Here is a 12,522-nt window from a genome sequence, read left to right as displayed (position 1 = left end):
ACTGTCCGCACGTGCGTGGGTGAGTTGTGGTCGTCGGCGGTGTGCTCGACCGCGGCCACGGCCGAGATCTTCAGCTGTTATTGAATCAATGACTGTGTGCGCACTGGGTGGGGTGGTGCTGGTTGAGATTGGATAATATGACGTGTTCCATAGTACGGTACAAGACAATATGTGTGGTTGCTTGCTTGCACCGGATAATCCGCGAGTATAGAACAGCAGCGAGAAGGTCTCAATCGTTCACAATCTGGTTCACACGCTGCCGAGAAATTCCGAAGGTGGCCGCAAGGTCCGATTCGGTCACGTCGTCGTCCTTGATTCGTTGCTTGAGCAGCGCGTTCCGCTGGTCGATGCTGATATCTGGCGTAGCATCTTCGCCGTCCTCCTCCTCGGGGTCGTCGCCGTAGTTCTGCGTTTTCGCCATCTGCTTGAGCCGTTCGAGCTCCTGGTAGTCCGGGTCGTCGTGCGGCACCTGATTCCACGCGAAATCCTCAACCGCTGGCGTCTTGACCTTGGGGTTACCGAGATTGTAGTCCTCGACGAACACCTTGTGGTACGTCCCGACCGGGCCGTTCGGGTGGTCCGGTCCTTTGCGGATGAGCAGCCACGCATCTATCAACGGGTAGATGCGCGGGTCGAGCATCGAGAAGATCTGTGCCGTGATGATGATTGTAAACTGCTTGTCGCGGTTGGCGAGAATCGAAGACACGGAGTCTATCGCTTCCTGTTTCATCGCCCGGCGAGCGTCCAGGCCGACAGTGCCCGGCGCTCCCTGGGCTTCGTCCCACACAATCGCACTGTGAGGCTCGATCTCGGGCACTCGCTCATACGCGATCTCCCCAGCATCGAGAGACGCCTTCTGGGTCGCATCAAACCCGTCCTCGGTCAGGTCCGTGCTCTGTGCCAAATCGGTAGTGAGTGTCGTCTTCCCGGTCCCCGAGACCCCTGTTTTGCTGCTGGCGGTGATGCATATCACGAAGTCGTTTGCGTTCCCCTTCTTGACCGCCTGCTTCCAGTGGTTGTGCAGTTTGGAGTTCTCCCAACCCATAATTACTCACTGTAGTTCGCGAAGTCGCGCCCGCTGTCAAGATCGAGCCCCAGGCCGCTGTCGTGCAAGAACTGGTCGGCCTCGGCGACCGCCGACTCCAGCCACTCCTTTTGGAGTGGGAGTTCCCGCCGCGGATACGCAATTGATTGACGAAAGGACGGCGTCCGTGGGTCCAGCGGCACTGCCCACTCCCTGACGATCTTGTCCGTCTCCATGATGGATTTGAGACCGTTGAGTTTGACCGCCTTCGGCTCCGGGGGCTCGAAACCAGCACCGACCAGTTGACTCGTTCGAGCGGCCGAGTCAGACTGGTAAAACCGACCCCACGGGATTTCCTTCTCCACGGTTCCGTCTGGCGTCTGCACGGTGGTCGTGGCGTCCTCAAACCGAGTGTCGTCGCGAGGAAACACGAGGTCGTCGACTATCGGCAGCTCCCGGTAGTAGTACTCGGCCTGTGGGATCTCGTCGGACCGAAGCAGCGGCTCAATGGCCCGAAGGTATTGTTTGACGGTCCCAGCCCACAGCTGGAGGCGTGAGGTGTGGGCTACTGCATCGGAGCCTGTGGCCAGTGCCTGCTCAACCGGAAACTCGACGAGCAGTTTGCTCTTGTGGTCTGCCACGCGGTCGCGGGCGTCCGCGATCCGCTCTTTCACCCGGCGCTCGACGAGGCCCTCGGCGTCCTGGACCTGTTTGTCCTGGCTCTCAGGGGTTTCTTCGTCGTCGAAAAAACGGTCTGAATCGCTCATTGCTCTCCTCCATAGACGTCGTCTTTCGACAGGCCGGGCGTCTCCTCGAACATTTCCTCAAGTCGTTCGCGGCGCTCTTCGGGCGGGTCCGGCGTCCACGGCTCCACATCGACCGGCGGTTGTTCCGGCAGGCCGACCGCGTCCACAGTGATTTTGTCCGCTGCAGCGCCGATCTCGCCGAGCGTATCAACGGCGAGCGGGTCTTCAATACGAAAGGAATCAGTTTGCAGACCCTCCTCCAAGGCCTCGCGAAGCCCGGTGTACTCGCCGAACTGCTGCTCGTGCCATATCTCTTGGTGGATACCCTCCACACTGTCAAGAGGTGCGATTCGAGCGACCCACTGGCGGGTCTGGACGTGGTAATTCACGTGAGCGGTGTGCTCGTCGACAGACAGCGTCTCAATCTCCTCGAGCGTCTTCTTCGCCTTGTGCCAGTCAGTCCGATACTGCTGCATGTGCTTCCACATTATCGTGTCAGTCATAGCAGGTAGTTCTCCGTATCTGGGTCGCGGAAACCGTTCATACGCCGCTTCTCGCCGTTCACGCACACAATTCCGGGTTTGAGTGTTGGGTCCTCGCCGGGTTGGTCTGAAGGCACCTCGACGAGTTGATGCGTGTACCAGTCCCCGGAGTTGTCGAGGTAGGTGTTCCCGCAGTGCGGGCACAGCGGCTCCTCCAGCTCGCCGTGCTCCTCGATCTCCTCGGTCTCGTGCTCGTTCGCCAAAACGATCTCGTGGTCCGGGATGAACCAGTCGGGTATGTCGTGCTTCATATTCGGTCCTCCGGACCGATTTGCTTCTGCTCGCCCGTCTCAAGCGCTCTCTCGTCGTGTTGGTTCTCGATGTGCTGGCCTATCTTCGCCACGTCCTCACCGCAAAATGGACACTTCACGCTCATGCCGTGCCCTCCTCGACCCGCGCGCGGGTGGGGGTGGCGTGTATCATTCCAACCCCCGCCGGAGAAGGTCTCGAATCGCCTGGGACCGGTTTTCAAAACCCTGCTCTTTTCGATGATTTTCAATTCCTTCTTCGACGGGCGGCGGGACATACGCTTCAACGCGCTCCATGTCTCTATTGTGGGCGTAAAGGCCCAAAAACCCGGAAGGCCAGGCAATAGTCTGGCAATATTCCAGCATAGAAATATTTGCCACCGGGGTTGGTCAAGAACACTTTTGAACGAACTGTCTGCCCGCGTTGCCCGGTATCCCGCCGGTATCCCGCGGTATCCCGGACTTAACTATTCTCGGTTTATATGCACCCACCCGACCTTTGGTGAAATAGGCAGGAAACAGACGCACCGCTTGTCGGTGTGAACGACTGGCCGGGTGGGAACCGGCCGCAGAACGCCTATGCAATTCGAGGTACGCGTTCTGAGGTCTTCAATCCCCTTGGCCAGGCCGGTGTCTGTTCTTGCTGCACGGGCTATGAGTACAAACACGCTTCGCAGGACACGTCGGCCAACCCTACCAAAGATTCACCGACGTGCCCTGAGCGGGATGGTCGCGAGACCACCCACGACGACGGTAGCACAGTTAACGACAATAACCCACCGAATCACCGGATTCCGACGCACGGCGTTGGGCGCTTCCTCTGGGAGTGTGACCCGCGGACGCCCGTTTCAGAACTTGGCGAATTATACACCCGTTGGAAGGACGAGAGCCAACAGGCCAATATCGGGGAGTGGTCGGAATGAGCGCGCCAAACGTCGACTGCCCGCAGTGCGGTGGCCGGCTCCTTGAGACCGGCGACCCCGAAACGTACCGGTGTCGAAACTGCAACCGCGAGCTGCGCCAGGTCGTGCTCGATAATCTCGGCGCGTTCGAGCGCGTGGCTGAATCTGGCGGCCCGGCTGCCGAGATCGCCCGCGCGGCCCTGGAGGGGTCGAAATGAGCGGACCGAGCACGGTCGACACTTCGACCACCTGCCAGCAGTGCGGGCGTTCGATCTCCGAGCGGTCGGCCGCACTGGTCGACGATAACGGCTGTCCGTTCTGCCGGGAGGGCGAGGGCGAATGAGCCCGGTCCCTTTCTATCGCGCACGTAACGGCTACGGCGGAGGGGTCAAATCGACACCTTTCGTTCCAAGGCTCAATCTAAGGGTTGGAATAGAGAACCGCCGGACGGCGGGGGGCGTTCCAACCCTTCCAACCCTACCAGGGGGGCTAGAGCAAAGGGGTCGAAAATCGACCCCCCCCTTTCCCAACGCGCCCGCGCGTTGGAAAGCGGCCGGGGTTGGAACGGTTGGAGCGGGTGGCTGCAATGACTGAACCGTCCGAGACCGTCGGGGCGGAAACGGAACCTCTGGCCGACGGCTACGTTTCCCTCGAATATGAGCCGATAGGCGGCGGTCAAATGCGGATAGCCGCCTACGCGAACGGGGACGTTCTCGAAAGCGGGAAGTATTCCACCAAAATCTTCGGGAGCGCGACCCTCCGCGGTCAATTCCTCAATAGCGTGGAAAAGTCCTTAGAGGGTCGAAACGGCGTCGACGCCGGAGAGGTTCGCCAGGAACTAAAGGAATGGTTCGCGGCCATGAACGAGCTCGACCGCGAAGAGCAGGCCGAGAAATTCCTGCCCGACGAGATCCGGCGGATAATCGACGGGACGCATTACCCCGTCGAAATTCACGGCGGGGAAACGACGACGTGGAAAGTCAAACTAACGTATGCGGGCCGAACGCGCGAATTAGAGTTTAGCGCGTCGGAAATGGTCGGGGGCGGCGCGGGCGCTCTTCAAGAGAAAATCGCTAACCAATTTTTCGAGCTAATCGAGATCGAGCCGGAGGATTGGGAAGCGATACGGGAACGCTGGCATGAAGATAGCGAAGTCGTGAACGTCGTCGAAGAGACCGCCAGCGACGCGATAGCCGACCGCGTTCTCTCGAAGCTTGGTAACACCTTGAAGCCTGTCGGGGACCGCGAAGATATGGGTAACGACGTGGCGGCGGCGTGGTTTGACGAAGAGAACGCGACCGTCTACGACGACGCCCCGCCGGACGAGCCGATAGTGTGGGTTCAAGATGATTTCCTCGTCGACCAGCTCGAAGCCGCCGGGAAGAACCTCGAATACAAAGGCCAGTTAATTCAGGACTTAATAGCCCGTGGCGACGTGTACGGGTCCCGCGCCCGCAAAAAGTGGGCATGGGATAGCCGGACCAAGATTTACCCGTTCGACCCCGACGCGCTCGGGGTTACGCCCGACGACGTAGGCGGGAGCGACGACCCGAACCATAGCGAGGTGAGCGCTTAATGACCGACGTTATCCAGGTTGACGGCGCACCCGGGACGGGTAAGACCCACACGCTCAAGCAGAAGCTACGCGCTGAGAAACGGGATGGACTCGGCCCTAACGGCTTCTGGTGGCTCACGTTCACGCGGGCGGGTCGCGACGACGTGAAACCCGAGCTGGCCGAAGTGTTCCGCGACGCCGACGACGTAAAAGATCGCGCGCGGACCATGCATAGCCTGGCGCTGAGCCTTCTAATCCGCGGGGATCTGTTAGAAATGGACCCCGACGCCGAAGGGCCAGGGCCAATCATCGTTCCGGGGAGTTCCGACGACGAATTAGACCCATACGCGGCGTTCTGTGACGCTCGGGGTATGCGCTACGACCCGGACGCCGCCGACCCGCGTAAACTGCTGGAGGGCGAAGAATCGACAGACTACCCGGGTAACAAGCTCTTCGCGATAAACGACTTTCTTCGGCAAACGTGCAAACCGGCGGAAAACTGGCGAACCGCGCCGCTCGATATTGGAATATCGGGCGATCGCGTAACCGCGCTACTCGAAGAATGGGACGAATACAAGCGCGAAGCGTTTGAGTATCGGCTATTCGAGCATGGCGATTACGTCGACTTCGCCTATCACGCCGGGGTCACGCCCGCCGTCGAAATTCTCCTAATCGACGAATTTCAGGACTTCGCGCCGCTCGAATATCGGCTATTCAAGTCGTGGCGCGATAAGGGGACGGTCGACCGCGTTTACCTGGCGGGGGACCCGAACCAGTCGATCTATTCGTTCCGTGGCGGAACGCCGCACTACTTCGAGAATACTGACGTCGACGACGTAATAGACCTGAAAGAGTCCTACCGGTGTCCCCGGGAGATCGCGGCGGTCGGGAACGCCGTTCTCTCGGCCCACACGGACACGGACCCGAGAGGCTTCGAGGGGCGCGAACCCGGGGGTAGCGTCGGCTGGCGCTCGATTACCGATAAGTGGGACCTTCGCGACGCCGTGATAGACTCGGCGGAACGCCATACGTCCCACGACACGCCGGTAATGCTCCTAACGCGAACGAACGGCCAGCTACGCCAGCTAACCCGGAACTTTCGCGACGTGGGGGTTCCGTTCGAGGTGTTAGGAATCTACGGCGGCGTGTGGCGCGGGGAGCTTCGGCAAATGCTGGCGTTCCTGAATAACCTGGCGTCGGGCGGGTCGGCGTTCGCTTACCCGAACCTTCGACACGTCTTAGGGGCGCTACCCGACGGGGACGACCGCGGAAAGAGACTCGGCCAGGGTATCGGCGGGATTATCGACGCTAACGCCGTGGTCCCGGCGTTCGAGGACTTCGACGGCGCGTTAGACATAGCCGACCACTTACAGATAGACGCATGGAAACGGGACGTTCTCAAGAACGCGATAGACGCCCCGGCGTCGCTCGAAGCCGAAGAGGTGAAAGTCGGGACGGTTCACACGTCGAAGGGACTCGAAGCCCCGAGCGTCTACCTGTTTACCACGTCGTCGAAGCGAACGGTTCGGCAGTATTCGAGAGACGCCGATGCCGCCGCCGAAGAGCATAGAGTCTACTACGTCGGCGCTACGCGGGCCAGCTCGGAACTAAACTTAGTGAGCGAATACTTCGACGGCCCGACCGCGCCCCCGATACAGAAGGTTCGACGACACGGGAAGGTGATAGCATGACAGTGAGCGACGAAGAGCGGGCCGAACGCTACTTACGCCGGAACCCGGACGCCGGGGTCCCCGAGTTAGCCGGGGCCCTCCGGATAGCGCCGGAGGAAGCCGCCGCTTTCCTGGAAGCCGACGCTCCCGATAGCGTCGCCGAGAACGACGCCAGCGACGACGTGAGCGCCGTCGACGACGACACGCTCGAAGTTACCCCGTCCGGCCACTACGACCGTGTGGGGAGCGTGTACGACACGCTCGGGGAGATCGACGGCTGGCATTGCCCCGGAAACCGTGACTTCTACGGCTGGTATAGAACGCGCCAGGGGCCGGGAGCGTGGGACGGCGAAGGCCGGGCGTGGGCGCTTGGGAAAGAGTTTACCGGGATTCGAGAGGACTTAGAGCGCGTCGTTTACGCGACCGTGAACTATGCTCCCGCAAAGTGGTTCATGGATAGCTGGCGGCCCTTCAACTACGAAGAGAACGGTCGGGAATGGAAAGACGGCGAAAAGCCGACGCCAGGATACGGGGACCTACGCGCTTACGCGCCGTTCGCAGATATTGACCTAACCGACGAAGCGAAGCGAAAGCGCCCCGACGGGGACGCCCCCCGGAAAACGGTCGAAGAGGCTCTTTCCCTGTATCTCGAAGCGTTCGGGGAGCTGGCCGGGAGCATGGAACACGTGTATGCGCTCGATAGCGTCGGCGGGGCCTACGCCTTCGTCGCGCCGACTGCGACCGCGCCGATCGCAGAAGCCTTCGACCGCGCTGACCGCTCGATTATCTTTGAGGACATGACCGACCGGCTGAACGAATGGCTCGAAGGCGTGAAAGACGACGTGAACGCCGCCGTCCCCGACGCCGCCGGGACGTTCGAGCCGGACCTACTCAATAACAAGAATCGGCTATACAAAGCGCCTATGTCGGTTCACTCTTCGTTAGACGGCGTGGTTACGCCGGTCGACCCGGAGAACGTGAGCTACGACTACACGCCGCTCGAAGCCGTCGACGCCGGCGACATAGCCGAAGCCGAAGCGTGGGGCGAAGCGTTCACGTCGGACCACACGGACGCCGTGAGCGCCGTCGTCGCGAACTTGTGGCCCGACTACTACGACGACGCCGACGGCTGGCGCGACGCCGTGAGCGCCCGTATAGACGACCTGGCGGAAGAGCGCGAAGAGAAGCGGGAGCGAAACCAGCGGACGATAACCGCCGACGACCTTCCCGACGACATAGAGGAAACCGACGAGATAGACGTAGTGAACGCCGCGATCGAGGCTATCGACGTTCGGGACGTGGCCCGGGACGTGGCCGACGAATACGACACGGCCCCGGGACGGGACCCCCCGCGCTTCAATCCCCCGTGGCGTTCGAGCGATAGCGGGACTTCATGCTACGCCGACGCCGAGAAATACGTTGATCTCAAAGAGGGGAAGAAAGGCGGCGGGGCGCTTAGCCTGGTAGCACGGGCGACAGGGATAATTACCAGCTCCCGCGACCGACTTCGAGGGGACGACTACTGGAAAGCGGTAAACGAACTTCGGCGGCTCGGGTACGATATACCGTATTTCACTGGTTCGAGCGGGATCCACCCCGACGCGCTTCAACTCTTCGACGACGCCGAAGATACCGACGACCAACGCCGAAAAGCGGTTCGGGCGCTACGCGCCAGCAAACGCAATTGACCCGCCCCCGTTTGCGTGTTTCCCCACAAGCGCGCAACAGTCTGCCTGTAACACCCCTCTATCGGAGTGAAAATCACGCCTGGCCGCTTCCATTTTTGCGCGTTCCTCACGAAAAGCGCGTATGCGGACTGTCAGGAACAAAGACGGTACCTGGAACGTGTGGATGAGTCGCGACGAGTACCGTGAACTACCGAGAGCAACAGACACCTTTCAACAGGAGATCGCGCTCCGCTTGATGGGAGACTGTGGGCTTAGGGTCGCTGAGGTGCTCGACGTGACTCCCGCTCACATTTCCCGGCGGTCGGACGGCCAACACTTCGAGCTGGAGGTAGTGGCCGGGAAGGATACGACAGGCGAATATCGTGGGGGTAAGCATCGGGAGACGTGGCTGCCACGGGAATTTGAGGCTCAAATCAACCGCTATCAGCAGGAGAAGGCCATAGCCGACCAAGCCCCCCTCGTCGACCGAGCCAAGCGAACCGTGCAAGATTGGGTCGACCGAGCGGCGGATCGCGCGGCCGAGAACACAGGTGACAGCGATTACCGGCGTGTGTCAAGCCACGATCTCCGGCGCTGTTGGGCGAACCACCTACTGGTTGAAGAGAACGTTTCACCGCGTATCGTTATGGCACTCGGGGGTTGGTCGAGCTACGACGCGATAGAGCCGTACCTGGCCGCTCCGACGGAAAGTAACATCAACCGGTCTATGTCTCAGATATCTTTATAGATTTTCGGCGCTGTTGAAACCCTCTATCGCTGATAGTTTGTTGAGGCTGTGCTGAATACAACGCGCGTATCTCGCAGAGAGCTGGTTCAGACCGAACTCCGTTCATTGTCGACCCCGGGCACAGGCAATGGATCTGGAACAGGAACCGCGTGCACAAATTTGATGCCGATTTATAATCAGACTTATATGATTAACGCACGTTTGTACTTCAGATATGGGTAACAACTCGAACGAGACGAGAAGCCGTACCGAGCAGAGCTCCTCCGAGTGGGGAATCACGAGGCGAACGATGCTCGCTTCCGGCGGAGCGGCCGTACTCGGTGGGCTCGCGGGGTGTTCCGCCGTCGACGGACTCATCGACCGCGGTGCCCAGCAGCTGGTCGGGACGACGGCCTCCGCCCCGGCGGCGTTCTACCCCGGGCAAGCGCCGTCGAACCAGGACCCTGACAGCGACGGTGACGGGCTGGCGTTCTCTCTCGCTGGCACTTCCGAGGTTCGGGCGGTGCCGGCCACGGTCCGGGCTGACTCCCGTGAGATCGACCTCGAAGGCTGGTCAACGAGCGGGCTACAGCAGGCGCAAGCAATATGCTGTAAGGCCATTGCGGGCAAACCACGATTCCCTGAAGAACCACGGACTCAGGGTGCCGGCAACGATACGGATACTGAGACCGCGGATGACGACGCTCTCAGGGAGTATTTCGAGAACGAGCCGACTATCGGAGAGCGGTTCGTCGTCTGTCTGCCCGACGCGAAGCTTCCGGGTGACCGTGGCTCGCTGGCCGAGCAACTCACACTGGATCGGGTGCTCGCATACTTCGCCCCCTCACGCGAACCGGACGGTGTCCGCGCACCGTTCCACGACCAGTACGGGAGCCAGGGAATCGAGTACGACGACGACGGCTGTATTCGGACCGCCGGCTCCGTGTCGCTCCACGAGGACATCGCCTGTCAGAACATCCTCTCGGCGGAACTGGACACCTACCGCACCGCAGGCCGGGGCATCGCCGGCCACGGAATGGAGGGGGGCGCTGTCGTCAGTGGTGCGCCGATATCGGCTGGCATCATCGGAACACGCGTCTTCCTCACGACCGACGGCACCGGCGAAATCATCCTCGGCGAGGACAGAGATATGGTGATGCCGGGGACAACGTCGAATACGACAACGGCGGATCGGGCTCGCAGACGCTGGTCTGTCCCGTGGCCGTGACGCCGGTGGATGCACCGACGGCGTTGCCCGGGCTGTTCTACGTCCGGCGGGTCATCCACGACGATCAAATCATCTTGGCCGGCGGGTGGATACTCGACGAGGGCGCACTCTTCGAGGAGTCGGTGACGCTCCTGTTCGACGAGGGTCCGACCGAGGTCGCGAGCGTCACCCCGGATGATATCGAGAGCGACGAATACGGGGACCGTATCGTCGAGCAGTTCGCCCGCGACCGGAGCCGATTGGGCTCGTTGGTCGGTAGCACTCTGGTAGAGAGCACCGAGATGAATAAAGCAGAACTGATCGAGGCGATGGCATCGCAAGCATTCCAGACCGACGAGGGGCGGAAAGGACTCAACGCCGTGAACGTGAAAGTCCTCGGTGAACAGGGGGACGACGACGATGACGACGACGGCAGCGATGACATCCGGCTCAGCGCGACGGCGCTGGACGCTCCGCTCGTCCATCTGGCCGGGGCCCAAGAACTATCGGAGGAAGAAAAGCTCGAAGCGGCGGGCAGTGGCGAGGAAGTCGATATCTTGGGCATGGGAGCCGAAAAGTTGTGAATTTCGGATGGCACGTTGGGAGTCAGCTCCATTCCAATACTATGCTGCATATACCCTCTGTATCTTGCACGGCGGTACTGACTGGATACTGGCAGATTGGCAGGGCCGTGCTGCATACAAAGCGCATATCGGCCATCGGTTCGGAACACAATTCCACCGACTCGAATCGGTCAGTATAGTTGGTTCACTCAGTATTTCCTCAATATATTGTATATGATAGTTATAAAATAGGGATGCCTGAGAATACCAATTCAAATTGGCAAATTAGATTTTATGGGTTGGTGCATTGTCTTGTAGCATGAAACGACAGGAGCTGATCCACATCCACGCGTTGTTATTTGAGGTGGGAGAGTATCTTGAAGGAGACGAATCGGTACCCGATGATGTCTTTGCCCACTACAAAACACAACCGACTCGCCCGCAGGACGTCCATCGAGGCAAAGACGCTCACGCAACCGCAGTCAAATACTTGTCAGGCCACTGTAGCCAGTTGGTTGACAAATCTCACCAGCAGACGCATACCAGCACTACCGATACATCCATCATATAGTATTATGTCGATGAATGAACACAGTGAGGACAGAAGCCATCTGGAGGTGGTAGAACTCGGAGATTACGATGGGGACACCATCTACGTGTTCTATCCCGAAGATGCAACTGCCGAGGATCTCAATACGATGTGGATTCGGTCTACGGAGAGTGGGACCACTTCGTTAAAAGATCAGCAGTGACTGGGCAATTATCGGCTTGCTCAGTCAGCACACAGACTGAGCAACTGATTCGATAGAAAATACCTGAAATAAACGTAGTCGCCGTGCTGACTACACCCTCTATATTCAGCACGCCACAACTGTCACGGACTTAGGATTTCAATAGAGCCAGATTTCCCAAAAATTTGGCGAGATAAACCATATTAATCACACCCCCCAACCGACCGAGATCGTAGTTGACCAATCTGTTAAGGAGCACGCTTTAGAGGCCCAGTGAAATCCCTTGTAGAGCAAACCCTGAAATTAGCAAGCTTAGGCCCATCCGTCTGAATCGGGCATCTGCATTTCTGAGCATGGTTTTTATCTTGGAAAACGGATTATCGAATGCGCCTTTAAGCTTGACTTCAGGTTCTCCTCGTTTGTTATGTAACACGTAGATTCTGCGCTCATCATTTTCATCTCTATAGGCTTTGAAGCCGTATACATGGTTCCAGAGTGAATCATTGGTCCCTTCTTGGAACGCATCTCTGAGTTCATAGAACCCCTCTGTAGACGGTTTTGGACCTGTGGGAACCTCCTCAAGTAGATCGCTTTCCGATATCGCTTCCCCAGAAACATCCTCGACAATATAAAGAGAATCGAGGAATACCCCATCAGTTCCCGGTTCGGCGAGAATGCTATCCCTTGCTGTCCAATCCGGTTCAAGATGGGCAACAGCACTTTGAACCATACCTGAAAAGAAGAGCCGATGGATCGCTGGTATATCTGGGATAGCGAGTATAGCAGCACCAATAACATCAAGAAAAAGACCTGCAGCTAAAATCGTATTCGGAAGGTCTGAATTAGAATAATGCCACGTAATCAGGGCTACAATCACAACAATAAGGACGATAAACCCTGAATATCGTGCTTTTGGCAGCTTTAGCGATCTCATGTATTC

The 12,522-nt window shown here is 59.1% G+C and carries 16 protein-coding genes; 9 read left to right on the top strand and 7 right to left on the bottom strand.

The window, feature by feature from the left end:
- Nucleotides 1-229: 229 nt before the first annotated feature.
- Genes P1N55_RS11930 through P1N55_RS19975 form a run of 6 tightly spaced genes read right to left on the bottom strand, consistent with a single transcriptional unit; the run spans nucleotide 230 to nucleotide 2,857 of the window.
- A complete protein-coding gene (locus P1N55_RS11930) occupies nucleotides 230-1,045 on the bottom strand; it encodes a hypothetical protein (RefSeq protein WP_276275810.1) in 816 nt (271 codons plus the stop codon).
- Nucleotides 1,046-1,047: 2 nt separating this feature from the next.
- On the bottom strand, nucleotides 1,048-1,791 hold the full coding sequence (locus P1N55_RS11925; RefSeq protein ID WP_276275809.1) for a hypothetical protein: 744 nt from the start codon (nucleotides 1,789-1,791) through the stop codon (nucleotides 1,048-1,050).
- Complete coding sequence (locus P1N55_RS11920) at nucleotides 1,788-2,273, bottom strand: hypothetical protein (protein ID WP_276275808.1); 486 nt, start codon at nucleotides 2,271-2,273, stop codon at nucleotides 1,788-1,790. The genes P1N55_RS11925 and P1N55_RS11920 overlap by 4 nt, the downstream gene beginning before the upstream one ends.
- Nucleotides 2,270-2,563 (bottom strand): hypothetical protein, encoded by a 294-nt coding sequence (locus P1N55_RS11915; RefSeq protein ID WP_276275807.1) that lies wholly within the window; start codon nucleotides 2,561-2,563, stop codon nucleotides 2,270-2,272. Before P1N55_RS11915 ends, P1N55_RS11920 begins: the two co-directional genes overlap by 4 nt.
- Nucleotides 2,560-2,688 (bottom strand): hypothetical protein, encoded by a 129-nt coding sequence (locus tag P1N55_RS11910; protein WP_276275806.1) that lies wholly within the window; start codon nucleotides 2,686-2,688, stop codon nucleotides 2,560-2,562. The genes P1N55_RS11915 and P1N55_RS11910 overlap by 4 nt, the downstream gene beginning before the upstream one ends.
- A gap of 43 nt (nucleotides 2,689-2,731) precedes the next feature.
- Nucleotides 2,732-2,857 (bottom strand): ribbon-helix-helix protein, CopG family, encoded by a 126-nt coding sequence (locus P1N55_RS19975; protein ID WP_379689835.1) that lies wholly within the window; start codon nucleotides 2,855-2,857, stop codon nucleotides 2,732-2,734.
- A gap of 622 nt (nucleotides 2,858-3,479) precedes the next feature.
- Here P1N55_RS19975 and P1N55_RS11905 point away from each other — a divergent pair.
- From P1N55_RS11905 to P1N55_RS19775, 9 genes are all read left to right on the top strand, one after another.
- A complete protein-coding gene (locus tag P1N55_RS11905) occupies nucleotides 3,480-3,680 on the top strand; it encodes a single stranded DNA-binding domain-containing protein (RefSeq protein ID WP_276275805.1) in 201 nt (66 codons plus the stop codon).
- Entirely contained in the window at nucleotides 3,677-3,805 is a 129-nt protein-coding gene (locus P1N55_RS11900; RefSeq protein WP_276275804.1) for a hypothetical protein, read from the top strand. The genes P1N55_RS11905 and P1N55_RS11900 overlap by 4 nt, the downstream gene beginning before the upstream one ends.
- 243 nt (nucleotides 3,806-4,048) lie before the next feature.
- The gene (locus tag P1N55_RS11895; protein ID WP_276275803.1) at nucleotides 4,049-5,038 is read left to right on the top strand and encodes a hypothetical protein; all 990 of its coding nucleotides are present in this window, start codon (nucleotides 4,049-4,051) and stop codon (nucleotides 5,036-5,038) included.
- Entirely contained in the window at nucleotides 5,038-6,708 is a 1,671-nt protein-coding gene (locus P1N55_RS11890; RefSeq protein WP_276275802.1) for a 3'-5' exonuclease, read from the top strand. Before P1N55_RS11895 ends, P1N55_RS11890 begins: the two co-directional genes overlap by 1 nt.
- A 2-nt stretch (nucleotides 6,709-6,710) precedes the next feature.
- The gene (locus P1N55_RS11885; protein WP_276275801.1) at nucleotides 6,711-8,375 is read left to right on the top strand and encodes a hypothetical protein; all 1,665 of its coding nucleotides are present in this window, start codon (nucleotides 6,711-6,713) and stop codon (nucleotides 8,373-8,375) included.
- A gap of 121 nt (nucleotides 8,376-8,496) precedes the next feature.
- Entirely contained in the window at nucleotides 8,497-9,102 is a 606-nt protein-coding gene (locus P1N55_RS11880; protein ID WP_276275800.1) for a site-specific integrase, read from the top strand.
- A 214-nt stretch (nucleotides 9,103-9,316) separates the two neighbouring features.
- Complete coding sequence (locus tag P1N55_RS11875) at nucleotides 9,317-10,309, top strand: hypothetical protein (RefSeq protein WP_276275799.1); 993 nt, start codon at nucleotides 9,317-9,319, stop codon at nucleotides 10,307-10,309.
- Nucleotides 10,300-10,872, top strand: a complete 573-nt coding sequence (locus P1N55_RS11870) for a hypothetical protein (RefSeq protein ID WP_276275798.1) — start codon at nucleotides 10,300-10,302, stop codon at nucleotides 10,870-10,872. Before P1N55_RS11875 ends, P1N55_RS11870 begins: the two co-directional genes overlap by 10 nt.
- 298 nt (nucleotides 10,873-11,170) lie before the next feature.
- Complete coding sequence (locus tag P1N55_RS19775; protein ID WP_346429975.1) at nucleotides 11,171-11,422, top strand: UPF0058 family protein; 252 nt, start codon at nucleotides 11,171-11,173, stop codon at nucleotides 11,420-11,422.
- 422 nt (nucleotides 11,423-11,844) lie between these two features.
- On the opposite strand, the gene P1N55_RS11865 is transcribed toward P1N55_RS19775, so the two are convergent.
- The gene (locus P1N55_RS11865) at nucleotides 11,845-12,516 is read right to left on the bottom strand and encodes a hypothetical protein (protein ID WP_276275797.1); all 672 of its coding nucleotides are present in this window, start codon (nucleotides 12,514-12,516) and stop codon (nucleotides 11,845-11,847) included.
- Nucleotides 12,517-12,522 lie beyond the last annotated feature (6 nt).

It is taken from the genome of Haloarcula regularis (genome assembly GCF_029338315.1).
In the GTDB taxonomy this organism is placed as follows: domain Archaea; phylum Halobacteriota; class Halobacteria; order Halobacteriales; family Haloarculaceae; genus Haloarcula; species Haloarcula regularis.
Note: the sequence above shows the minus strand (reverse complement) of the source record. Positions and strands in the feature narration are given on the sequence as shown.